The sequence below is a fragment of the Psychrobacter sp. SHUES1 genome (assembly GCF_001652315.1).
GTDB lineage: Bacteria > Pseudomonadota > Gammaproteobacteria > Pseudomonadales > Moraxellaceae > Psychrobacter > Psychrobacter faecalis.
Map to the genome: position 1 here is coordinate 21,858 of NZ_LXWA01000024.1, position 23,372 is coordinate 45,229.

Sequence of the window (23,372 nt, forward strand, 5' to 3'; positions counted from 1 at the left end):
AAAATTGCCATGTATCATTTAGCTTTTACTGTCTTTTCTTTAATGCCTGAATACCTTTTAAGAATAGACACTGCTAAATAAATGATACATAACAACGATGGATGAAAACAATGTATAAGAACTATGCATAAGAACAGTGCTTAAAAAATGCTTAAAAACTCAGAAACGTACGTTCCTGTTTATAACAGCTTATAAAAAGCCAAACAGTAACGTACGTTAATGGTCTAAAACTGGCTAGCATTGATTAGCTAGCACTTATTAATAAAACGCTTGAATACCAGTCTGCGCACGACCTAGGATAAGCGCATGAATATCATGCGTACCTTCATAGGTATTAACCGCTTCTAAGTTCATCACATGACGAATAATGTGGAACTCATCAGAGATACCGTTGCCGCCATGCATATCACGGGCAATACGCGCAATATCAAGCGCCTTACCACAGTTATTACGTTTAATCAGTGAAATCATCTCAGGCGCCGCATTGTCTTCATCCATCAGACGACCAACACGTAGCGCCGCTTGTAGACCCAAGGTGATTTCTGTCTGCATATTGGCAAGCTTCAATTGTACGAGCTGCGTTGCGGCGAGCGGACGACCAAACTGTTTACGGTCTAGCGTGTACTGGCGTGCTGCTTTCCAGCAGAATTCAGCTGCCCCCATTGCACCCCATGCGATACCGTAACGGGCTTTATTTAAGCAACCAAATGGACCTTTTAGACCACGGATATCTGGGAAAGCATTGGCTTCAGGGACAAATACCTTGTCCATAACGATTTCACCGGTGACTGAAGCACGTAGTGAAAACTTACCTTCAATCTTCGGCGCTGATAAGCCTTTCATGCCTTTATCTAAAACAAAACCGCGAATCTCACCGGCATCGTCCTTTGCCCAAACGACAAACACATCAGCGATAGGACTGTTGGTAATCCACATCTTATTACCTGTCAGCTCATAACCGCCGTCAACTGCGCGTGCACGGGTCGACATCGAGGCAGGATCTGAGCCTGAATCCGGCTCAGTCAGACCAAAGCAGCCAACATATTCGCCAGTAGCAAGCTTAGGCAAGTATCTCTCTCTTTGCTCTTCGGTGCCGTATGCCCAGATAGGATGCATGACCAAGCTTGACTGCACGCTCATCGCTGAGCGATAACCTGAGTCAACCGCTTCGATTTCTTTGGCAATCAGACCGTAAGCGACACTTGATAAACCGGCACAGCCATAACCTTCAATCGTCACGCCAAGCAAGCCCATCTCACCCATTTGACGCATGATATTACGGTCAAAGTTCTCGTTACGATTGGCCTCTAAAATGCCAGGCATCAGCTCTTTTTGAAAAAACTGACGGGCGCTGTCCGTGACCATGCGCTCTTCATCAGTCAACTGGTCGCGTAATAAAAACGGATCTTCCCAATCGAAACTTGGACGCGTAGATGTTGTCATGTGGATCTCCTTGATGTCAGTCTTCCTGACCGACGAGTAGTGATTAATAAGTAAATTGACTGCACAGGTTGTTGACTTACTTATTCCGCTGTGCGAAACTTAGTTTCATAATTTAAATCTATTTAAGCAAAGTTTTACCGCGCTGTAAACCTTTATCAAAAAAAATGAGCATAAAATGACAAAAAATGTATCGGCAGCTCTGCCACTACTCGATCGAATGACCACCATTCTTGAGCAAAGTAAGGACGATAATGACCGGCAGTTTGTCACCGCACTGGGCCGTGGACTCACTTTATTGGCAGCCTTTGAGCAGCATGAGCAGCTCAGTCATCAGCAATTGTGTCAAATGACCACATTGCCAAAAGCGACCATCACCCGTCTTATTCATACTTTGATGACGCTTGGATTTTTACGCATGACCGGGCATGGACAATATCAATTAGGCAGTAGTGCGGTGAGACTCAGCGCAACGGCGTGGAGTCGACATGACATGGTGGCGGCAGCTGAGCCGTTGCTACGACAGTTTGCCAGTAGCAATGAAGTATCGGTGAATTTAGCAACCGAGGTCGAAGGAGAAATGCGCTATCACGCTTGTTGTCGAAGCCCTGCTCGCCTCTCTGTCAATTTACAAGTTGGCTCAGCCGTACCTGTCGCCCGCACTGCCATCGGTCGCGCTTTTTATGCCGTAAGCTCGCCAGCGAGACAGTCGGTGATTCGTAATAATCTACAAGAGCATTTATCCAAAGAAGAGTATGACCGCGCGCAATCTGCGTTAAGCGAGGCGACAGAGCACTATGTAAAATACGGCTATACGGTATCAGATGGGGAGTTTTCTACCGATATATTGGCAGTTGCCGTTGGCGTTTTTGATGTTGCCACTGGGCAGTATGCATATTCGCTCAATGCCAGTGTGCCGAGTGCCAATTGGCAAGCGGAAGAATATGCAGCGATGATTGTGCCGAAATTGCAGGCGTTGGCTGAGAGGGTTGGCAGTGGGGTTTAGAAAAGTTGAGTGGATTTATTTATTTTTTAGCTGTGTATAAAGGTATTGGTAATGCGATGAGAGCACAAAATGATTTGGTGGAAGTGCTATATAGTTTTCGGCATATAAAAACAATCTAATACAATTAAAATACTATAGATCTATCATTTAATAACTAATTCAATTTAGATCGATCACATCATAAACATTGTAAGTCGTTTGAGCGATAGGTTTTAAATCTGAATCAAACTGATAAAAGCGCACATCGTAACTACCTACTTGCCAACCATCAGTCGGGACAAAGCTTACCCAATTATGATCACTACTTGCTGAGATGTTTTTCTTTTCAAACAAGAGAACTTGTCCCGTTTGGTTATTTATCCATTTGACGAAGACGTATTTATCAGCAGGTACCTGACCACGGGTACCAAGATGCGCGTATATTTTCGCAAACTTAGTGACTTGGTTGGTATCGGCACTTACTTCTGGCATAAAGTAATCAAAACTTACTTTAGCAGTGCCAACTAGTTTTTGATTATCGTTTGGGTTATAAAGCTCTTCAATAGCACGTTCTGCAAATCGTCTTTTATCCTGAATAACATCAATTGAATCAACTGTCATAAATTTATTTATATATTGTTCAAGCGCATAATCAGGCATATTGTTTATAATTGCTTTGGCTTGCTCCTCAGAGTAATCATTAAGAATGATTTTACTACTATCGCTCTTATTAATTATTTTCTGCGGTAATGTACCAATATCCATATCATTCTGATCGCCATAATTATCAGCTAACTGACTAAATTGCGTTTCTTGATATATTGCTTTATTAGTAAATGCAGTATCCATTTGTTGCTTACTCATCGCAATATATGTGACAAAGACACCGAACAAAAATGAGAACAGAATAGTAGAAAATGTAAAGACGGTATTTTTCATAGAAACAATTACTTAAGCGCAAATGATAAGTATAAAAAAGGCACAACAGAATGGTTGTACCTTTTTATGAGCTACAAACTGACAGATTAACGACAACTAAATTTGTAGCCATTTAAAGTAATGCCACCGCCAGCTTTGATATTGTCACCTATACTAGCTCCACCACTAGCTGAACAATTTAAATTATATCTTTTGCCTTGGCTATTATTGAAGCTAGAAATAGGAATTAAACAAGCGCTACCCTTTTTACCATATACATTGACACCTTCTGTTTCACAAGGATTGGTAACAGAAGGATCAATAGGATTTGCTGGGTTGGCATTGGTAGCAATTAGCTTACAGTTAGCGGTGCAGGTTTTGTCATCGTCGCATAAACTATAAGCTTCTCTAGTAGAGCAGGTATACCTGTTACCATTTACCAAGGTCTTATTACCAATAAAACCCTGATTACTTGCATCTGACGAGCTATCACTATCACCGCCACAGGCTGATAAAAACAGTGCAGAACAAATGACAAATGAACTAAAAATATTTTTCAATTTACATTCCTTATAAAAAGTATAGGGCTAGAATTATGTTGATTATACTTCTAAACTTTTTCAAATTGAACTTCATTATGAAATTAATTTTTGATATCAATAATAAGTAAGAGTTAAAAACCTATAATAAATAAGAGAGAATAACCATGAAACTCGCCGAAGCCCTCCTCATCCGTAGCGATATGCAAAAAAAGCTCGCCCAAATTAAAGGGCGTATTCGTAGCAATGTCAAAGTCCAAGAAGGCGACGCGCCAAACGAAGACCCAAACGCGCTGATGATTGAAGCCAGTCAAGTCATTACTGAATTATCGGCTTTGATTGAACGTATTCACCGAACTAACGCTGTCGCTCAGACCAATGAAGGTCAATCGATGCTGACACTATTGATCGAACGTGATACCTTAGAGATGCGTCATAAGTTATTGATTGAGGCCATTGAAGCCACTGATACCGAGGTTGACCGTTATAGCCCTCGCGAGATTAAATGGCATATTATGGTTTCGGTTGCCGGTTTACAAAGACAAGCCGACGACATCGCGATGAAGCTGCGCAAAATTAATATCGTCATTCAAGCCAATAACTGGCAAATTGACCTTGTAGAATAAGTATTTTTAAACCATTGATATGAGAATTTTTTGTCCGTTTTATTTATTTAACAATACTATTCGATAATAAACGGATAGACTGCCCCTTTGGAACCGACTGGGCGAGTGTCAGACCCCAAACCGCCACAGCAGGGGGTTGAAAACATACTGTAGTGGCTGCTACGCGTTGCGGGCAGACGCTTTTTTTTACCATTCATGCCCTGCACCCGTCACAACTCACAAGGCACTATTTAGACCTTACTACCAGGCACTGACAGTCGGTTTCAATCTTATTTTTAATGCTTTTCGTTATTGCCATTGAGTGCCTTTTCCTTATCTTCGACGCCAAATCATCAGCAGAAAATCATTTGAAATAATCAATCAGAGCCGATTACGTCTAAAAACTGTTATTTTGAGCGCAAAATTAGCACTCTGTTACCCAATTAAACCGTCGCAGTGATATCATATGTGTATGATGTACGCGATAAATTTAAGCATTTAATCTATTCTTAATAACCATGTTTATGACATGGTTATTTTGTTATGGATACTTTGTTTTTTATCATCGCGTTTTTATTATTTACGTAACACTGTTGAGTATCGTTATGCCCCAATCTCGTACCAATCTAAACCCAAAACCCAAACAGGATTCTCCTTATTTAGTTGGCGTCATGTTGCGCTATAGTACTTTTGCCGCCGCGACCCTGCTGTTTATAGCAGGGCTGTTATTGATGAATTGGTGGCTGATTATTCTTGGCGGATTGGGTGTGGGTTTGGGGATTTATGATGTCATACAGGCAAAGCATGCCATCTTAAGAAACTATCCAGTCGCTGGGCATATTCGCTATGTACTTGAGGATTTTCGCCCTGAGATTCGTCAGTATTTATTAGAAAATGACAAAGAACAAGTGCCGTTTTCACGCCAGCAGCGCGCACTGGTGTATCAACGAGCCAAAAACGTCAGTGATACCAATGCTTTTGGTACGCTTGATAATTTATACGCACACGGTAAAGAATGGTTTTTACAATCAGCGGTCAGCCAACCACTAGAAAATAAAGACTTTCGTATTATCGTTGGCGGTGAGCGCTGTCAACAGCCGTATGATATGTCGGTATTTAATATCTCAGCGATGAGCTTTGGAAGTTTATCGGCCAATGCCATTATGGCGCTTAATCAAGGCGCTAAATTGGGCGGCTTTACCCATGATACCGGTGAAGGCGCGATCAGCCCTTATCATCGTAAGTTTGGTGGCGATTTAATCTGGGAGCTGGGCACCGGTTATTTTGGCTGCCGTGATGAGCTTGGCAATTTTGACCCGCAGTCCTTTGCCGAACAGGCAACCGATCCGCAAGTAAAAATGATTGAGATTAAACTCTCGCAAGGTGCAAAACCAGGTCAAGGTGGCGTACTGCCAGCAGAAAAAATCACGCAAGAGATTGCGGATACGCGCCGCGTGCCGATGGGTAAAGACTGCGTGTCGCCCTCTTCGCACAGTGCTTTTAGCACGCCGCGTGAGTTGGTGACTTTTTGGCAGCAGCTACGTGATTTATCAGGCGGTAAACCGGTCGGTTTTAAGCTGTGTGTCGGTCAGCCGTGGCAGTTTATGGCGATTGTAAAAGCTATGATAGAGATGGACAATTACCCTGACTTTATCATCATTGACGGCGCTGAAGGCGGTACAGGTGCAGCGCCCGTTGAATTTATGGACAACGTCGGTATGCCAATGGTTGAAGGCTTTATGTTAGTGCATAATACTTTGGTTGGTGCGGGTATTCGCGATAAGATTAAGCTTGGCGTTAGTGGTAAAATCGTCTCAGGCTTTGATATTGCGCGTATGATTGCGCTAGGCGCTGACTGGTGTAACTCGGCGCGCGGCTTTATGTTTGCCGTTGGTTGTATCCAATCGCGCTCTTGCCATACCAATACTTGCCCGACTGGCGTTGCTACCCAAGACCCCTATCGCCAAAAAGCCCTTGATGTACCAAGTAAAGCTGAACGCGTGGCAAGTTTTCATAAAAATACGCTAAAATCACTTGCCAGTATCGTTGGTGCGGTTGGTCTTCAGCATCCAAGCCAATTGCAGCCGTATCATATCGCCCGCCGTTTAGACGATGGTCAAATTAAGCTGTTATCGAAGTTCTTTTACTTTGCCGACCAAGGCGCCCTGCTTGAGCAAAATGCTCGCGCCGACGTCTTTAACCAAATGTGGGTGATGGCAAATCCTGATAGCTTCCTTGCCAATAACGATGCGCTGATTGCTTATAACAAAGACTCGCGTGATAAAGGTAAAGAAACCAATGCCCCAACTACCCAACACCCAGATGATTCAGTAGATCTCATCGACGGTGGTCTGTTAATTGGTAACGTCAATAATACTTTCCGCGAAATTCCGCCATTAGACGATTAAGGATTATGGCGGTTTTTAGACCATCTAACGTTATCCTATAAAAAGATAAGTCATCGATGCCAAGTTCTATATTTAGGTTCCCTTACTCATTGTTGGCGGCAGCGCTGGTTGCATTAAGCATCAGCGCTTGCCAGCCAGCAGAAGATAATAACCATGACGCGATAAGTAGTGATGGCAAAAATTGGTCATGTCAGGCGCAAAACACGCCCTTTGCCTATAGCGTTTGCTGTGTTGATGCAAAGGCACTGACCGACACGCGTTATTCATTACAGCTATTTTGGCAACAGAGCGATAGCAATGCTGATAACAACCAGCCGCTACTGACTTTTGATGCTTTACTAGCGGCGCTGCCCTCTAACCAAACCCTCAACTTTGCCATGAATGCTGGCATGTATAATGAAAATTATGCGCCGATTGGCTATACGGTTATCAAAGGTAAAGAGCTGCGCGCATTAAATATCAAAGAAGGCGGCGGCAACTTTCATCTGTTGCCCAACGGCGTCATGTGGTGGGATAAATCTGGCAAAGTACAGATTACCGAAAGTAAAACGCTAGATGAACAGCTCAAAAGTGGTAAAGCACAACCTTGGTATGCGACGCAATCGGGTCCTATGTTAGTCATCAATAATGAGATTCACCCGCAGTTTAAGTCTGACAGCACCTCGCTTAAGCTACGTAATGGCGCCGGTGTTTGCAGTGATGGCAGCATACAATTTGTCAATAGCGAGGCGCCGGTGAGCTTTTATCAATTTGCGGCGTTGTTTAAAGATGAATTAAACTGCCCAAATGCCTTATTTTTAGATGGCGGTATCGCTTCGGCACTCTACGCACCGAGCATTGATAAGCATGATAAAAAAGAGATGGGCGTGATGATTGGGCTCATAGAAACGAAAAATTAGAAATAAAAAAATGCCGCTATATTTTATAACGGCTATTTTTATGAGTGTTTCAATAAACAATAAAACAAATAATTCTTACAAGTATCGACTAGCGCGCCAAATAATTAGTCATCTCTTCCACCCCATGCAAGGTCATCGGATACATTTTATTATCAAAGATTTTTTTAATCTCAACGATGGTTTGGGTGTAATTCCAATACGCAGGATTTTCAGGATTGAGCCAAGCGACTTTATCAAAATGCGCCAGTACCCGTTTTAGCCAGACGATGCCCGCCTCATTATTCATAAATTCGACGCTACCGCCGACCGTCATCAGCTCATATGGCGACATCGACGCATCGCCGACAAATATCACCCGATACTCACGACCATACGTATTAAGCAGCTCATAAGTCGGCATCGGCGCGCTGTGGCGACGATTATTGTCTTTCCAAACATAATCATATAAGCAGTTATGAAAGTAAAAAAACTCTAAGGTTTTAAACTCGTTTTTAGCCGCAGAAAACAGCTTTTCCAATGCTTCGACGTGAACATCCATACTGCCACCAACATCAAATAGCATCAGCACTTTGACGCGGTTGCGGCGCTCAGCTTGCATATGAATATCGAGCACACCTTTTTTGGCGGTGCGCTTAATGGTTTCGTGAATATCTAGCTCATCGGCGCTGCCGGTACGGGCAAACTGGCGCAAGTTACGCAGTGCCATCTGAATTTGGCGCGTGCCAAGCTGATTGTCATCATCGAGATTGCGATATTTACGCTGCTCCCACACTTTGGCAGCGCTGCGTTTACGTGACTCGCCGCCGACGCGCACGCCTTCTGGATGGTCGCCATAGGCACCAAACGGTGACGTACCGCCAGTGCCGACCCATTTACTGCCACCTTGATGACGCTCTTTTTGCTCTTTAAGACGTTCTTCAAGCGCTTTCATCAACTCCTCTAGCGAGCCGTATTTTTTCAGCAAGCGCCGCTGCTCTTCGGTCAGATTTTTTGGATCAAGCTTTAAATCTAGCCATTCTTTTGGAATATCCGTCAACTTTGCGAGCAGCTCATCCATATCAAGACTATCGACGCCCTCAAAATAATCTGCCATAGCACGGTCAAATTTATCAAAGTGACGCTCGTCTTTGACCATACAAAGCCGAATCAGTCGATACATATCCTCGCGACTGGCAAAAGTAGATAGCTCTGGGTTTTCAGGATGCGGCTGCATCATCAGCCCTTGATCTAAGGCCGCGTTTAGGTCAAGCAGCTCACGCGTACTGACCGGCACGCCGTAGGTACGCAGGGTATAGAACAATTTGATAAACATAAAAGTCGCATCACTTATTGGCTGATAGAGTTACGAGTTGGATTGCTTCATTAGCGTCAATTATGACAAACGAGCTATCGCTTAACGACGCATCATATTGGCAAAACGCTGCAATAAACTCACATCGGCTTCGTTTTTCAGCAGCGCGCCATATAGCGGCGGAATAGACTTTTCCCCGCGCAAGTTTTCTTCCAGCTCGTTTTGTGCCATATCATCAGCGAGCAATAACGTTAACCAATCGACCAATTCTGAGGTTGATGGTGGTTTTTTAAGCCCTTGAATATTACGCAGCTTATAAAAAATATCGAGCGCATCATTGACGAGTTTTTCTTGGATATTGGGGAAATGCACCTCAATGATTTGGCGCATGGTATCTTCTTCTGGGAAGTCGATATAATGGAAGAAACAGCGGCGCAAAAACGCATCTGGCAGCTCTTTTTCATTATTTGAGGTGATGATAACCACCGGACGCTGCTCGGCAGTGATGGTCTCGCCCGTTTCATAAACGTAAAAAGACATTTTATCGAGCTCATGCAGTAAGTCGTTTGGAAACTCGATATCGGCTTTATCAATCTCATCAATCAATAACACACTGCGCTCATTACTGGTAAAGGCCTCCCACAATTTACCGGGCTTGATATAGTTGCCAATCTCATAAACCTTATCATCACCCAACTGCGAATCACGTAGGCGCGATACGGCATCGTACTCATACAGCCCCTGCTCAGCTTTGGTGGTCGATTTGATATGCCATGTAATCAGCGGCATCCCTAAACTCTCCGCCACTTCTTCAGCCAGTAAAGTTTTACCCGTGCCCGGCTCGCCTTTAATCAGTAACGGCTTTTGTAGCGTCATCGCCGCATTAACGGCAAGCTGCAAATCATCAGTGGCAATATAGCTTTGCGTACCGGTAAAGCTTTTTTTCGTTTTATCAGTCGTGCTCATAATACATTCTCAATTATTAGAAACAGTTATTAAAAACAGTTATTGTTATCTGTTAAATATAGTAGAAAGCTTAGAGGAAATCGTTAGCAGATACCTAATCATTTAGATTAGCACAGTGCCATTAATTGCCAAAATACTCATGCGTTCGTAGTTATTATTGATTCATTGTAAAGCTTATAAATGAGTATAAAAAAAGACACGCAGGGTGTCTTTTAGTGTAAAAATCTCTAGCAAAAAGCTTTATTATTCATATCTATTATTTGCGGTCTTTTTTTAGGCTAACCTCAGCTTTAGGCTTACTTAATTCAGTCTTAGCCAATCCAGATTTAGACGACAATGCTGAATGATCAAACGACTCTGATAAACGAGCATCGTCTGCCAAATAATTACCAGTGGTCAATTGAGCGGTCGCTTGCGCATCGTCTGCCGTACGGCTGCGGGCTTTATCCAAGCTAGATTCAAACGCGCCGCGAATCAGTTGCCAAACAAAACCCACAAACAAGCCTACTACCAGTACGACCAAAATCGGTAGCATATTGGTAATCGCGCCAGCCGTATCTTTCATCATAATCGCATAAACAACGCTGATACTCGCCGGCGCAATCACGCTAGGGTCACCAAGCGCCGTACCAGGCGCGAGCAAGACCGCAAACAATATCATCCAACTCATACCACCAAGCGGGCGCGGCAAAATACGAGCAACCAACAACCAGAGTATCAAAACGATAATCACGCCGCCAAGATACGCATACATAGGTAAGTCTGCGGGCGGCACATCTTTGACCAGTTGCCCCCACCAAATCGTAATCTCACCGAGGATATCACTGATAGCGCCTATCGGTAAGCTGTCTATAATGCCTTTTAACCAATCCATGCGTGTTTCTTTACCTGCGTTTATTACCTGCGGCGCGTAAGGCGTCAAGCGGTATAGGGTAAATTTTGTCAGACTAACAGTGCGACAAAATACATAATCATCAACTGCACTTAATTATGCGTGTCTAATGGCGATTAGTTTATCACGACTTACTAGCAAAATGCATAAGCGCAAATGTTTCGTCGCTTTTTTGATGCATTTAAGCGAAGTTTCTTAATTTTAAAAAAAGTCTCTTAATTTTAAAACCTCTATTAATCGTAGATATTGTCCTGCGCTTCACGAGCGCGTAGCTCAGCTTGACGGCGCATGACATCTTGCGGCGGCAACTGCACAAAATACCCTTGCGACTTTAGTTTTGCCAATACTTCTTCTTTGTCAACGCGCGACAATTTTGGCGTGCTCGCCAAGTCTAAATGCATGACAAACTGACTACGTCCTAAACTTGCCCGAAACTCTTTTGGCAGTACACCAAGCCAGTCTTTAATCTCATCGGTATCATCAGGATAATCAGGGCGAGCAATGTAAACATACATATCGTCGTGTTTGGGAAATTTATAAATATCGCAATGCATAAAAACAACCTATCAGAAACTATCGCCATAGATTAGCATATTTGCACTCACTTTCAGTAGTCGCTTTACGTTTTGCTATGGTAAATCACTGTAAAGTCCGCTTATTTAGTGACCTTTTACACATGCTATTTATTCATAAGTTTGTCAGCTCTGCTGCTAAAAAGTTGTTTTTAACAACATTATCGACTTTAATGCGGCAGATGGCTTGTAAAAACAGCCTGAACCTTTCATAATAAAAGCGTTTTTCAGGAGAGAGTCTTGGGCATGATATTAAGTGAGCTTATATTTACGAGCTGCGCTAATCACTGCTTGATCACCACCGAAGGCGCATACACCCTGCCAATCGCTCAGGTAAAAGGACTGAAAAACATATGTCACAACTGTTTTATTGCTATCGCAACTGCATAGCATTCCAAAACATAAGGCATAACAAATCTGGAGAGCGGTAAGGACGGACGACGCCTTACCCACCGAAGGGGAGAAAATGCGACATCACTTGCTTGGACTTTTTAAGGCTTTTGCTTTAAAAAATCACCATGATGGTTCGTGTTGAAAATCTCAGGTTACAGGACAGATAGGGCTTTTGCTTAAACCGACGTTTGGCGTCTGTTTGGCTAATTGTTCTATTTTTTTGTACGACCCTTGGTTGCACTGCTTGCGCCCTGCAAGATTGCTACTCACTACTATGATAATGCACATCTGCCCTGCTACTTTGATATTTTATACCTGATTATCAAGTGCTGCTGATGTTCCATAAGGATTTGTTATGACCGACACTCACAATACCAGTTCTCAAAATACCAGCACTTCCGCCCCTAAACGCACGCCCCTTTACCAGTCGCACCTTGATAGTGACGGCAAACTGGTGGATTTCTCTGGTTGGGAATTACCAATCCATTATGGTTCACAAATCGAAGAACACGAAGCCGTGCGTACCGACGCCGGGATGTTCGATGTCTCGCATATGGTCGTTGTTGATGTTAAAGGCTCGGATGCCAAAGCATGGTTGCAAAAGCTCCTTGCCAATGATGTCGATAAATTAAAAACCGTTGGTAAAGCACTTTATTCTCCGATGCTCAATGAGCAAGGCGGTATCATTGACGATTTAATCGTTTATCTGATGAATGAAGACGCGAGCGAATATCGTATCGTGTCAAATGCGGCTACCCGTGATAAAGACATGGCACAATTTGAAAAAGTTGCCGAAGGTTTTGAGGTTGCTTTAACGGAACGTGATGACTTGGCTATGCTCGCTATCCAAGGACCGAATGCCGTTGCAAAGCTGGCAGAAGTCAAACCAAGTTGGGCAGATACATTGGCTGCCCTTAAGCCTTTCGTTGGTGCTGATTTAACCGATATCGAAGGCAAAGATTGGTTTGTGGCGCGTACTGGCTATACAGGCGAAGACGGCGTTGAAGTGATCATGCATGGCGATGATGCACCAGCATTTTTTGAGCAATTAAAAGCCAATGGCGTCAAACCTGCTGGTCTTGGCGCGCGTGATACCTTGCGTATGGAAGCGGGCATGAACCTTTATGGTCATGATATGGACGACAATGTTAGCCCTTACGAGTGCAACATGGGCTGGACACTGGCGCTAAAAGACGAGCGCGACTTTATCGGCCGTGAAGCCTTAGTAAATAAGCGTCAACAAGCAAAAGATGACAACAGTGCCATGAAGCAAGTCGGTTTATTATTGACGACACGCGGCGTCTTACGTGAAGGCATGACCGTGACCATCAATCAAGGCACGGATAATGAACAGACTGGCCTGATTACCAGTGGCACTTTCTCCCCTAGCCTAAAAAATTCGATTGCTATTGCCCGTGTGCCTGCCAGCTTATCAGATGACGATAGCGTGCAGGTCGATTTGCGCGGCAAGGGTAAATTCGTCGACGTCCGCGTTGTCAAGCTGCCCTTTGTGCGTAACGGCAAACAGCAATTTGACTGATATCCCTGATACCTTTTATTATGAGCGTCCCTTTTTTATTAACCATTCTCTATCATTTAGGAGAGAGACCATGAGTAACATCCCAGCAGAACTAAAATACATCGCTAGCCACGAGTGGCTGCGCCTAGAAGACGACGGTACGATTACGGTTGGTATCACTGACCATGCTCAAGACTTACTCGGTGACGTGGTGTTTGTTGAATTGCCAGACGTGGGTGACATTATCGCGGTTGACGATGAAATCTCTGTGGTTGAGTCTGTAAAAGCGGCCTCTGACGTTTACGCGCCTATCTCAGGCGAAGTGGTTGCTATCAACGAAGCATTAGAAGATGATCCAGAAATCATCAACTCTGACCCATACGGCGAAGGTTGGTTCTTTAAAATGAAGCCTGACAATATCGCTGACTACGAAGCTTTGCTAAGTGCTGATGAGTACGAAAACGAGCTGTAATAGTAAGCTAATAGGCGCTAATTAATTAAGCTATCGCTATTTTTAATATTAAAAACACAACTTGTTATGACAGATATTGGCGTCAGCTGGTATCTGTATGCTTTTTCTTAACCTTCTGAGCGCTCAATTTAGCATTTGCAATCGCCCGCTCATTTTTGGGCCGTACTCATTGAGCAAAGAATATTAACCACGCACCTCAAGTATCTCGACACACAAACCTGGCCACGCACTCAATCCCAGCATGGATTTTCATATGACCCCTGATACTAATAAGCAAACCATTATTGCTACGCCTGATCATACCCCGCAGCTACAAGCGTTTCGCGATGTGGTTGAATCACGCCGATCTGTCCGACGTTTTACCGACACCAAGATACCTGATGACGTTTTAGCAGATTGTATGCGTTTGGCCATACTCGCGCCGAACTCAAGCAACCTGCAGCCGTGGGAATTTTATGTAATTGATGATGCAGACAAGCGCAAACGCGCAGTAAAAAACTGCATGAATCAAAACGCCGCGAAAACCTCAGCGCGCTTGATTGCGGTCGTTGCGCGTACCGATGTTTGGCACGACCATGCTAAGCAAATATTGCGTGAATATCCGGATACGCCAGTGCCAAAAAAGGTCAAAGACTACTACAACAAAGTTGTGACCATGGATTTCTTACGCGGACCAGTCAACGTTATATCAGCGGCTAAATGGGGCGCAACACAAGTGGTCAGACGGGTAAAGGGTCCGATTAAATCGCCTTATTATACCTTTGAAGACACCAAAAACTGGGCCACCAACAATACCGCGCTTGCAGCTGAAAACCTCATGCTCGCCTTACGCGCGCACGGTTTTGATAGCTGTCCGATGGGCGGCTTTGATGAGCCTGCGATGAAACGCTTATTAAATTTAAGCGACGATCACCATATCATTATGATGATTGGTGCCGGTGAGCGCGCCGATAATGGCATTTATAACAGCCAGTTCCGCTTTGACCAAACTCAATTTGTCCATTACGTCTAAAACCGTAAACCGTTATTCATTATTCTTTATTCGTTATTTTAGCCATCTCCTTTATCATCCCTTTTATCAAGGACTGTTATGACTATCTCGCAAAACCCAACGTTTGATACCTTTCAAGGTTTATTCAACGAAGCTGAATTTGTCTATCGTCATTTAGGCTCAAATGAAGCCAAACAAGCCGACCTATTAAATGCCGTTGGCTATCAAGATATGGAAAGCTTTATCAATGATACCGTGCCTGAGCCAGTACGCCTGCATAAAGAGCTAGATTTGCCTGTGGCGATGAGTGAGCATGCCGCGCTTGCTAAACTACGTACCATGGCAGACGATATCACGGTTAATAAGAGCTATATCGGTCAAGGTTACTCGCCTGTGCGCATGCCAGCAGTTATTCAGCGCAACGTCCTTGAAAATCCAGGCTGGTACACCGCTTATACCCCTTATCAAGCTGAAATCGCCCAAGGTCGCCTAGAAGCATTGCTTAACTTCCAGCAAGTTTGTATTGATTTAACAGGTTTGGAGATGGCTGGCGCGTCATTACTTGACGAAGCAACGGCTGCGGCAGAAGCGATGGCGATGTCAAAGCGTGTAAGCAAAAGCAAATCAAACCAGTTTTTTGTTGATGACCGTATCTATCCACAAACCTTAGATGTCATCAATACTCGTGCCAAATATTTCGGTTGGAAAGTGGTGGTCGGTGATTTTGAACTGGCTAAATCAGGTGATTATTTCGGTGCTATTTTCCAATACGTCGGTGTTGAAGGCGATGTCAAAGACTTAACCGACGTTATCGCGGCGGTGAAGAAAAACAAAACCTATGTCAGCGTTGTCAGCGATATCATGAGCTTGGTGCTATTAAAGTCACCAGCCGATATGGGCGCAGACGTAGCACTCGGTAGCACCCAGCGTTTTGGTATTCCAATGGGCTTTGGTGGTCCACACGCCGCCTACTTTGCCTTCTCTGATAAAGCCAAGCGTTCAGCACCTGGTCGTATCATTGGTGTCTCAAAAGACTCGCAAGGCAATACTGCGCTACGTATGGCACTGCAAACTCGCGAGCAGCATATCCGCCGTGAAAAAGCCAACTCAAACATCTGTACCTCGCAAGTCTTGCTTGCCAATCTAGCTGGTATGTATGCCGTTTATCATGGTCCAAATGGCGTGAAGCGTATCGCCACTCGTATTCATGCGTTTGCGACTGCCTTTGCTGATGTTATTAAAGGTGCTAACGACAGCAATCTAAATGTGGTACATGAGCAGTTCTTTGACAGTGTCGTCGTTGATTGTGGTTCAGAAAAACTGGCAACGCAGATTTTTGAAAATGCGGACAATGTTGGTTATAACTTATGGCGTTTGGGCGACAGTAAGCTTGGCGTCGCCTTCAGTGAAATCAGCGATGCGCAAGACTTTAACGTTTTAACTCAGCTATTTGTTAGTAAATCACATGATTTACCTGAAGCGGCTAGCATGTCACTGGATAGCGCCCACTTGCGTACTGACGATATCTTGACCCATCCAGTCTTTAACTCGCATCATACCGAACATGAAATGCTGCGCTACTTAAAATCGCTTGAAGACAAAGATTTGGCGATGAACCGTAGCATGATTTCACTTGGTAGCTGTACCATGAAATTAAATGCGACCAGTGAGATGTTACCGATTACGTGGCCTGAATTTGCCAATGTGCATCCATTTGCACCGCGCGGTCAAGTGACTGGCTACATTGCAATGATTGATAGCTTACAAGAGCAATTAAAAGCCATCACAGGTTTTGATGAAGTGTCTATGCAGCCAAACTCTGGCGCTTCAGGCGAATACGCCGGTCTATTAGCAATCCGTCGTTACCATGAGTCATTGGGCGAAACGGACCGTGATGTTTGCTTGATTCCAATGTCAGCGCACGGTACCAACCCAGCTACCGCCATGATGATGGGCATGCAAGTCGTCGTGGTCAAAACTGATGACAACGGTAACGTAGACATCGATGACCTGACCGCTAAATGTGAAGAGCACAGCGCGCGTTTAGGTGCCTTGATGATTACTTATCCATCGACGCACGGTGTGTTTGAAGAGGGCATCCGTCATATTTGTGATTTGATTCATCAACATGGCGGTCAAGTCTATATGGATGGCGCCAATATGAATGCGCAGGTCGGCATGATGCAGCCTGCTGATGTCGGTGCAGACGTACTGCATATGAACTTGCACAAAACCTTCTGTATCCCACATGGCGGCGGCGGTCCTGGCATGGGCCCTATTGGCATGAAAGCACACTTAGCACCATACATGGCCAACCATACCTTGAGCCCTGTGCATAATGCGCAAAATGATTGCTCAGCTGTATCAGCAGCGCCTTATGGTTCAGCGAGTATCTTACCTATCTCATGGATGTACATTGCTATGATGGGACGCGATGGTCTGCTAAAAGCAACCGAGCTTGCGCTATTAAATGCCAACTATGTTGCCAGCCAGCTAAAAGACCACTACCCTGTTCTTTATACCGGCAAAAACGGCCGCGTCGCTCACGAATGTATCATCGATATTCGTCCGTTGAAGGAAGAAACTGGCATCAGTGAAAGCGATATTGCTAAGCGCTTGATGGATTATGGTTTCCACTCACCAACGATGAGTTTCCCAGTTGCAGGCACCTTGATGATTGAGCCCACTGAATCTGAGTCGAAAGAAGAGTTAGATCGCTTTATCAGCGCGCTACAATCTATCAAAGCTGAAGCGATGAAAGCCAAAGCTGGCGACGATGGTTGGACGTTAGAGGACAATCCACTGGTCAATGCACCGCACACCGCGGCGATGATTACCAGCAGCGAATGGTCGCATCCGTACAGCCGTGATACGGCTGCATTCCCGCTGCCTTATATCCGTGCCAATAAATTCTGGCCAAGTGTGGCACGTGTTGATGACGCTTATGGCGACAAAAATCTCATGTGCTCTTGCCCAAGTATCGAAAACTATATGTAATCATCATTGTCGATAAACATTCATTCTCATAATATAAAAAACCTCCAAATCAGCAGCTAATTTGGAGGTTTTTATTTTGCCTATACATTGTCAACGTTTTTCGCTTTTGCTTAGGCCTAACCACCCAACCAACCTTTATCTAAACCACATTCTATCCAGCTCACTTTTACCTGATCTGTAATGTTAGCATTAGGATAAGTAAATGCCCCGCCACCAAGATAAAGCTCATCGCCAATCTTATAGGGTTTTCCTTCAAACAGTAGAATCTCTTTATCTGCATCCCACGAAAATGAAGTATCCGCTAATACCAATAAATATGTATTGTCTTTCGTCGTTAGCTCTTTACTATCTCTAGTCAAAGCAAGACAGTTATTAACAACTGTTAAATATCCAGATACCATAGCTGTCAACCGACCGTTATATTTAGTTGGTGACCAAGTAGCAATTTGCAGAGGTGACTCAACTACTAACGGTTGGCTCACTATTGGTACGCTTGCCAGAACAGACACAGGTTTTTCTAACTCTTGACTAACGCATCCTGATAGCGATAGAACCGCGAATATAAAGGAAAAACACCCTAGATAATTTGACAACCTTTATCCCTAAAGAGTTAATATAAAAGAACCTGTCTGCCCGTTTATTTTAATAAACAAGCGTCGATGATAGATCTTATGATATTACTGATTTGGACATTTCTATGCAACAAAAAGCTTCGAGACAAAAAAACCGCGTTATCCTCATTCACGGTCTGCATCAAACCGCTTGGATTATGCGGCCATTGGCCAAACGCTTACAAGTAGCAGGATTTGACACCCACCAATATGGCTATCGCAGTATGCGTGACGGCATCAAAACTAATAGTGCCCGATTAAATGACTGGCTAGAAAAGCACCATCACCCTGACCAGCCAATCGATTTGGTCGGTCATAGTTTGGGTGGTTTGATTATTCGTGATTTTGTCGCTGAATATCCACAATGGCAAATTGGGCGTTGCGTAACGCTCGGGACACCGCATTTAGGTAGTGTTTGTGCAGATTATATTTGGCGCTTATCCCCAGCGGTAGTGGGGCGTTCGTACGTCGATGCGCTAGATGGCATGGTCGCGCCCTTACCGGAGCATATTACCTTAGGCGTGATTGCCGGTAATCGTCCTTATGGCTTAGGGCAGTTATTTTTGCGATATCATAATCACAAACTGTGTAAGACAAATAATATGCCATCAGCAGAACATCTACTACACGATGGCACAGTATATATAGAAGAAACTAAAATAGAGGCAGCCACTGATCATATTGTCTTGCCCGTCTCGCATACTGGCATGCTGGTCGATAAAACAGTGGCCGCACAAACCAAGTATTTTTTACAACATGGACAGTTTGACCATAGCGAACTTAAGCATTTATGAATGCTAAGTACTTATGAATGCTAAGTACTTATAAAAGCTAATTTTTATCACTTAGCGAACATTAACACCCATACCCTGCTGCAACTCGGTTTTGTGCTTGTTAATTACAGGTATCAAGGTTTGCATCACCCACTCATTGCGCCAACCTTTTAACCCTTCTGGTAGTTCGCTTAACTCTTTATCAAAAGCAATCACTTCATAGAGCTGCGCGAGCCATTTTTTACGCATCAAGACATTAGCAGGCACACCGATTTTTTCTGCTTGCGCATCGATTGCTTGTTGCACAGCTTTTGATAAGACTTTGTTTTTTGAGCGATACGGTGGTAATAGACAGTCTGGATGCTCAGCAGGATGCAGGTTTTTGGCTTCTTTAATCACCTTGAGCAGCTCTTCACCATAGAGACGCAGCATACTACGGTGCATCGTGGTTTTGTGCGCAAGCTCGCGCATACTGCTTGGTTTTTCGGTGATAATCTCGCGTACTGCTTGTTTTTTAATGACAAAGGTACGCGGCTGATTGGTCGCCCGTGCTAGCCCCTCGCGCCATGTTGCCAGTGCTTGCAATATCGCCATCTGCTCAGAGGTATAACGATAATCCGCCATCGTTAGATACATCTCATCGTCGGCCACATGCTGCGCGTCATACAAGTCACTGGCATAAAGCTGACAATCTGCCCATACATACTCAAACAGCCCTTGCTTTTTCAGCTCATATTCAAGGCTTAGATAAAGCGCTGGCAAAAAACGCACGTCATCTATCGCATATTGCTCTTGCTCATCTGATAGCGGACGCTGTAGCCAGTCCGACTGACTTTGTTCTTTATCGATATGCATATCTAACTGCTCATCAAGAGCTTGCTGATAGCCCATTTGCAGCTGACCGGTCAAATACGACAGGGCAATTTGCGTATCAAAAATATTGGTCAATGGCGGGCAGTCAGACAATAGATAAAAAATACCCAAATCTTCACCGCAGGCATGCCAAATCGCCACGTCTACTTTAGCCAAGGCCTGCCATAGCTCAGCCAATTGCAATTGCGGTGCATCCAATAAATATACATGGTTGCCAGTATTCAGCTGTACCAGTGCCAAGCGCGGATAGTAGGTATCGCGCTTGATAAATTCAGTATCTAACGCCACCCGACCGCAAGTTGCCAAAGCATCGATAACTTCAGCCAAATCCTTTTGCTGACGTATCCAAGTAACAGCGGCGTCATCGGCAGCATCTAACAAGGCTTCGATATCAGGCTCGGGTGGCAAATCTGTGGGCGCTACCTCGTTATTGATTGATGGTTTTGATAACTCATTATCAGTAGCAGTATTATCTAAGCGGTTTGATTGGTTAGAAGTAGTTGAAGCTGTTGAAACATGGTTTGACACGGGCAGATACCTGCTGAAATAGAAGAAAATAAAACGCTAAACCGCGCCTTAATAAAAGTGAATATCAAAACCATTATAACAATATCACGAAATAAAATGGACAAGACTTGAGTTTTATAGAGAATTTATAAAATGACCATATTTATAAAACTCCCATAAAGAATACTATAAGAAAGAGCGATTTTGCATGGCTTGGCCAAGGGTCATACTATCAAGGTACTCAAGCTCGCCGCCCATCGGTACGCCTTGCGCCAAGCGAGTGATTTTATTGACATGTCGGCCGACTGCTTCACTGATAAAGTGCGCGGTCGTTTGTCCTTCAACCGTCGTACCAGTTGCTAAAATCAGCTCTTCAACAGGCTCTTGCTTAACCCGCCAGACCAGCTGATCGATATTTAGATCATCGGCACTGATGCCGTCTATGGGCGATAAATGCCCGCCCAACACAAAATAACGTCCACGATAGCCTGCGGTTTGCTCGATAGCCATCACATCGGCGGCAGTTTCAACCACGCACAGCAAGCCATCATCACGCCGTGGATCTTGGCATAATGGACAAATCATCTCGTCGCTAAAGCTATGGCAGCGCTGGCATTCGACAATATCACGCATCGCCTCATCAAGTGCTTGCGCGAGCGCCATGCCTTGCGGACGTTTTTTGGTAAGCAAATGCAATGCCATACGTTGGGCGCTTTTTTGACCCACACCCGGCAAAATACGTAGCTGTTTGACCAGCTGATCAAATTTGGCTGTCAGCAAAGTAACTTCCTTTATTTAACTTAATTTATAAATCGTAGCTATAAAAATGGGGTCGTATCATGTCGATAACAACCCCATTTTTGTGTTCAATCAGCAGTTTTTAGCGCTTATAATTCGCTATTTAGAACAGACCTTGCATACCTGGTGGTAAGCCCATACCTGATGTTGCGCCAGCCATGGTTTCTTCATACAGCTCATCCGCTTGACGCACCGCATCATTGATGGCAGCCGCAATTAAGTCTTCAATCATATCTGGCTCATCTTCCAATAAGCTTGGATCAATGGTCAAACGCTTAACGACGTGGCGACCGGTCATAGTAACTTTAACCAGACCACTGCCCGCTTCGGCTTGAACTTCTTTATTGGCCAATTCTTTTTTAGCGTTTTCAACGTTTGCTTCGACTTTCTTTTGCATCGTTTGTGCTTGTTGCATCAATGCTTGAATATTCATAGTTACCTCTTTTATTTTGTCTTAATGCGTATAATTATAAAGCGTTATTCATCACTAAATCTGATGTTAATGGCGATTATACCTTTATCTTTACAAACTGTCTAAACCACGCGCCAAATCTTTGATGATATCTTCCACATCTTCTAAGCCTACCGACAGACGGATGAGACTATCATTAACGCCTGCTTCTGCGCGCGCCTCAGGCGTCAAGCGAAAATGGGTAGTGGTCGCGGGATGGGTAATGGTGGTTTTGGCATCGCCCAAATTATTGGTGATAGAAACCATTTGCGTTGAGTCAATCACATGCCAAGCAGCGGCTTTTGAATCAGCACCCTTTGAATTAGGGCTAGTCGACGATTTAACTTCGAAGCCCATGATAGCGCCATAACCATCTTTCATATGATGTTGGCGCGTTGCCAATTCATGAGCGGGATGGTCGCTTAATCCTGAAAAGTGCACGGTGCTGACGTTGGGATGATTGACCAAAAAGTCTGCTATTTGATTGGCATTTTGACAATGCGCTTGCATACGCAATTTAAGCGTCTCAAGCCCTTTGGTAAAGACCCATGCGTTAAATGGGCTCATACTGATACCGCCTGAACGCACCACGGTAAACGCCTCTTGTATTAGCTTATCGCTACCGACCAAGGCGCCGCCTAATACCCGGCCTTGACCGTCTAAATATTTGGTCGCAGAGTGAATGACCACATCCGCGCCCAAATCTAACGGTCGTTGCAAGGCTGGTGTGGCAAAGCAGTTATCAACGACCAATAAGATATCGTTGGCTTTACACAGCTGGCTTAAATAACCAATATCACAAATTTGCGCAAGCGGATTGCTCGGGCTTTCGCAATAAATTACCTTGGTATTTGGCTGCACAGCCTGTGCCCAAGCATCATTATCGAAGCAATCGACGTAACTGACTTCAACGCCAAACTTTGCCATATAGTTATTAAATAAACCAATCGATGAGCCAAATAACTGGTTGGCAGCGAGCAAGTGATCGCCAGCTTTAAGATACGCCAAACACATGGTCAAAATCGCGCCCATACCTGAGGCTGTCGCCACCGCACGCTCGCCGTTTTCGAGCGCCGCCAAACGCCGCTCAAAGGTGCGCACGCTAGGATTGGTATGGCGAGAATAAACGTTACCCGTTTTGCTACCATTAAAATGCGCGGCAGCGTCCGCCGCTGATTCATAGACATAAGAGCTGGTGGTAAAAATAGCCTCTGAATGCTCGCCCTCGTCGGTACGATGCTGCCCTGCTCGTACGGCGATGGTTTGCATGCCATAATTAAGATCTAAATTGAGCGCGTCATCGCGCCAGTTTGCATCTAATTTGCTTGCTTGTGATTCATTTGCATCTAATTTATTTGCATTGCTATCATCGTGCGCTTGCGACTGACTCATAAATTTTCCATTGCCCAAGTTATTAGTAAACATTCCGCTTATTTTGATTATAAACAGCATTTGTTCGCGTTATCATAGCA

General features: G+C 44.3%; 21 protein-coding genes and 2 riboswitches. Of the genes, 9 read left to right on the plus strand and 12 right to left on the minus strand.

What is annotated here, in order from left to right; all coding sequences use genetic code 11:
- Positions 1-258 precede the first annotated feature (258 nt).
- Positions 259-1,443 (minus strand): acyl-CoA dehydrogenase, encoded by a 1,185-nt coding sequence (locus A7325_RS01640; RefSeq protein ID WP_068404049.1) that lies wholly within the window; start codon positions 1,441-1,443, stop codon positions 259-261.
- 175 nt (positions 1,444-1,618) lie between these two features.
- Between A7325_RS01640 and A7325_RS01645 the strand changes: the two genes are divergently transcribed.
- Positions 1,619-2,446 carry an IclR family transcriptional regulator gene (locus tag A7325_RS01645; protein WP_068404050.1) on the plus strand — a complete coding sequence of 276 codons (828 nt, stop codon included), beginning with the start codon at positions 1,619-1,621 and terminating at the stop codon, positions 2,444-2,446.
- 159 nt (positions 2,447-2,605) lie between these two features.
- On the opposite strand, the gene A7325_RS01650 is transcribed toward A7325_RS01645, so the two are convergent.
- Both A7325_RS01650 and A7325_RS01655 read right to left on the minus strand, forming a co-directional pair.
- A complete protein-coding gene (locus A7325_RS01650; RefSeq protein WP_156508474.1) occupies positions 2,606-3,364 on the minus strand; it encodes a hypothetical protein in 759 nt (252 codons plus the stop codon).
- 86 nt (positions 3,365-3,450) lie between these two features.
- Positions 3,451-3,903 carry a hypothetical protein gene (locus A7325_RS01655; RefSeq protein WP_068404053.1) on the minus strand — a complete coding sequence of 151 codons (453 nt, stop codon included), beginning with the start codon at positions 3,901-3,903 and terminating at the stop codon, positions 3,451-3,453.
- Positions 3,904-4,049: 146 nt separating this feature from the next.
- On the opposite strand from A7325_RS01655, the gene A7325_RS01660 reads away from it, so the two are divergent.
- From A7325_RS01660 to A7325_RS01670, 3 genes are all read left to right on the plus strand, one after another.
- Positions 4,050-4,508 (plus strand): DIP1984 family protein, encoded by a 459-nt coding sequence (locus A7325_RS01660; RefSeq protein WP_068404054.1) that lies wholly within the window; start codon positions 4,050-4,052, stop codon positions 4,506-4,508.
- A 584-nt stretch (positions 4,509-5,092) separates the two neighbouring features.
- Positions 5,093-6,895: an FMN-binding glutamate synthase family protein gene (locus A7325_RS01665; RefSeq protein ID WP_068404095.1), complete on the plus strand. Its 1,803-nt coding sequence runs from the start codon at positions 5,093-5,095 to the stop codon at positions 6,893-6,895.
- A gap of 56 nt (positions 6,896-6,951) precedes the next feature.
- The gene (locus A7325_RS01670; protein WP_068404056.1) at positions 6,952-7,794 is read left to right on the plus strand and encodes a phosphodiester glycosidase family protein; all 843 of its coding nucleotides are present in this window, start codon (positions 6,952-6,954) and stop codon (positions 7,792-7,794) included.
- 88 nt (positions 7,795-7,882) lie between these two features.
- On the opposite strand, the gene A7325_RS01675 is transcribed toward A7325_RS01670, so the two are convergent.
- The 4 genes from A7325_RS01675 to A7325_RS01690 all read right to left on the minus strand — a co-directional run bounded on the left by A7325_RS01675 (position 7,883) and on the right by A7325_RS01690 (position 11,497).
- Entirely contained in the window at positions 7,883-9,106 is a 1,224-nt protein-coding gene (locus tag A7325_RS01675; RefSeq protein ID WP_068404058.1) for a vWA domain-containing protein, read from the minus strand.
- An 81-nt stretch (positions 9,107-9,187) separates the two neighbouring features.
- Positions 9,188-10,051 carry an AAA family ATPase gene (locus tag A7325_RS01680; RefSeq protein WP_068404060.1) on the minus strand — a complete coding sequence of 288 codons (864 nt, stop codon included), beginning with the start codon at positions 10,049-10,051 and terminating at the stop codon, positions 9,188-9,190.
- 256 nt (positions 10,052-10,307) lie between these two features.
- Complete coding sequence (locus A7325_RS01685; protein ID WP_068404063.1) at positions 10,308-10,925, minus strand: hypothetical protein; 618 nt, start codon at positions 10,923-10,925, stop codon at positions 10,308-10,310.
- A 251-nt stretch (positions 10,926-11,176) separates the two neighbouring features.
- Positions 11,177-11,497, minus strand: a complete 321-nt coding sequence (locus tag A7325_RS01690) for a YcgL domain-containing protein (protein ID WP_068404065.1) — start codon at positions 11,495-11,497, stop codon at positions 11,177-11,179.
- 236 nt (positions 11,498-11,733) lie between these two features.
- Positions 11,734-11,870: riboswitch (glycine riboswitch) on the plus strand.
- Positions 11,871-11,922: 52 nt separating this feature from the next.
- A riboswitch (glycine riboswitch) is annotated at positions 11,923-12,081 on the plus strand.
- Positions 12,082-12,263: 182 nt separating this feature from the next.
- On the opposite strand from A7325_RS01690, the gene gcvT reads away from it, so the two are divergent.
- The 4 genes from gcvT (at position 12,264) to gcvP (ending at position 17,887) form a co-directional block, all read left to right on the plus strand.
- A complete protein-coding gene (gene gcvT, locus A7325_RS01695) occupies positions 12,264-13,448 on the plus strand; it encodes a glycine cleavage system aminomethyltransferase GcvT (RefSeq protein ID WP_068404066.1) in 1,185 nt (394 codons plus the stop codon).
- Positions 13,449-13,518: 70 nt separating this feature from the next.
- Entirely contained in the window at positions 13,519-13,899 is a 381-nt protein-coding gene (gcvH, locus tag A7325_RS01700; RefSeq protein ID WP_068404068.1) for a glycine cleavage system protein GcvH, read from the plus strand.
- Positions 13,900-14,152: 253 nt separating this feature from the next.
- The gene (locus A7325_RS01705) at positions 14,153-14,911 is read left to right on the plus strand and encodes a nitroreductase family protein (protein ID WP_068404070.1); all 759 of its coding nucleotides are present in this window, start codon (positions 14,153-14,155) and stop codon (positions 14,909-14,911) included.
- Positions 14,912-14,989: 78 nt separating this feature from the next.
- Complete coding sequence (gene gcvP, locus A7325_RS01710) at positions 14,990-17,887, plus strand: aminomethyl-transferring glycine dehydrogenase (RefSeq protein WP_068404072.1); 2,898 nt, start codon at positions 14,990-14,992, stop codon at positions 17,885-17,887.
- Between the two features lie 116 nt (positions 17,888-18,003).
- On the opposite strand, the gene A7325_RS01715 is transcribed toward gcvP, so the two are convergent.
- A complete protein-coding gene (locus A7325_RS01715; RefSeq protein ID WP_068404073.1) occupies positions 18,004-18,480 on the minus strand; it encodes a hypothetical protein in 477 nt (158 codons plus the stop codon).
- 104 nt (positions 18,481-18,584) lie between these two features.
- Between A7325_RS01715 and A7325_RS01720 the strand changes: the two genes are divergently transcribed.
- A complete protein-coding gene (locus A7325_RS01720) occupies positions 18,585-19,292 on the plus strand; it encodes an esterase/lipase family protein (RefSeq protein WP_068404074.1) in 708 nt (235 codons plus the stop codon).
- A 51-nt stretch (positions 19,293-19,343) separates the two neighbouring features.
- Here the strand turns inward: A7325_RS01720 and A7325_RS01725 are convergent, their stop codons facing one another.
- The 4 genes from A7325_RS01725 to A7325_RS01740 all read right to left on the minus strand — a co-directional run bounded on the left by A7325_RS01725 (position 19,344) and on the right by A7325_RS01740 (position 23,169).
- Positions 19,344-20,672 carry a ribonuclease D gene (locus tag A7325_RS01725; RefSeq protein WP_068404076.1) on the minus strand — a complete coding sequence of 443 codons (1,329 nt, stop codon included), beginning with the start codon at positions 20,670-20,672 and terminating at the stop codon, positions 19,344-19,346.
- 165 nt (positions 20,673-20,837) lie between these two features.
- A complete protein-coding gene (gene recR / locus A7325_RS01730; RefSeq protein WP_068404077.1) occupies positions 20,838-21,431 on the minus strand; it encodes a recombination mediator RecR in 594 nt (197 codons plus the stop codon).
- Positions 21,432-21,552: 121 nt separating this feature from the next.
- Positions 21,553-21,882 carry a YbaB/EbfC family nucleoid-associated protein gene (locus A7325_RS01735; RefSeq protein ID WP_068404078.1) on the minus strand — a complete coding sequence of 110 codons (330 nt, stop codon included), beginning with the start codon at positions 21,880-21,882 and terminating at the stop codon, positions 21,553-21,555.
- 90 nt (positions 21,883-21,972) lie between these two features.
- Positions 21,973-23,169, minus strand: a complete 1,197-nt coding sequence (locus A7325_RS01740) for an O-succinylhomoserine sulfhydrylase (protein ID WP_068404096.1) — start codon at positions 23,167-23,169, stop codon at positions 21,973-21,975.
- Between the last annotated feature and the right edge of the window lie 203 nt (positions 23,170-23,372).

Bases quoted from the DNA above. Each gene is read 5' to 3' on its own strand.
- A7325_RS01720 (WP_068404074.1), top strand. From the start codon at position 18,585: ATGCAACAAAAAGCTTCGAGACAAAAAAACCGCGTTATCCTCATTCAC.
- A7325_RS01645 (WP_068404050.1), top strand. From the start codon at position 1,619: ATGACAAAAAATGTATCGGCAGCTCTGCCACTACTCGATCGAATGACC.
- A7325_RS01705 (WP_068404070.1), top strand. From the start codon at position 14,153: ATGACCCCTGATACTAATAAGCAAACCATTATTGCTACGCCTGATCAT.
- A7325_RS01640 (WP_068404049.1), bottom strand. From the start codon at position 1,443: ATGACAACATCTACGCGTCCAAGTTTCGATTGGGAAGATCCGTTTTTA.
- gcvH (WP_068404068.1), top strand. From the start codon at position 13,519: ATGAGTAACATCCCAGCAGAACTAAAATACATCGCTAGCCACGAGTGG.
- A7325_RS01650 (WP_156508474.1), bottom strand. From the start codon at position 3,364: ATGAAAAATACCGTCTTTACATTTTCTACTATTCTGTTCTCATTTTTG.
- A7325_RS01660 (WP_068404054.1), top strand. From the start codon at position 4,050: ATGAAACTCGCCGAAGCCCTCCTCATCCGTAGCGATATGCAAAAAAAG.
- gcvP (WP_068404072.1), top strand. From the start codon at position 14,990: ATGACTATCTCGCAAAACCCAACGTTTGATACCTTTCAAGGTTTATTC.
- A7325_RS01740 (WP_068404096.1), bottom strand. From the start codon at position 23,169: ATGCAAACCATCGCCGTACGAGCAGGGCAGCATCGTACCGACGAGGGC.
- A7325_RS01675 (WP_068404058.1), bottom strand. From the start codon at position 9,106: ATGTTTATCAAATTGTTCTATACCCTGCGTACCTACGGCGTGCCGGTC.
- A7325_RS01735 (WP_068404078.1), bottom strand. From the start codon at position 21,882: ATGAATATTCAAGCATTGATGCAACAAGCACAAACGATGCAAAAGAAA.
- A7325_RS01670 (WP_068404056.1), top strand. From the start codon at position 6,952: ATGCCAAGTTCTATATTTAGGTTCCCTTACTCATTGTTGGCGGCAGCG.
- A7325_RS01690 (WP_068404065.1), bottom strand. From the start codon at position 11,497: ATGCATTGCGATATTTATAAATTTCCCAAACACGACGATATGTATGTT.
- A7325_RS01665 (WP_068404095.1), top strand. From the start codon at position 5,093: ATGCCCCAATCTCGTACCAATCTAAACCCAAAACCCAAACAGGATTCT.
- A7325_RS01685 (WP_068404063.1), bottom strand. From the start codon at position 10,925: ATGGATTGGTTAAAAGGCATTATAGACAGCTTACCGATAGGCGCTATC.
- gcvT (WP_068404066.1), top strand. From the start codon at position 12,264: ATGACCGACACTCACAATACCAGTTCTCAAAATACCAGCACTTCCGCC.
- A7325_RS01680 (WP_068404060.1), bottom strand. From the start codon at position 10,051: ATGAGCACGACTGATAAAACGAAAAAAAGCTTTACCGGTACGCAAAGC.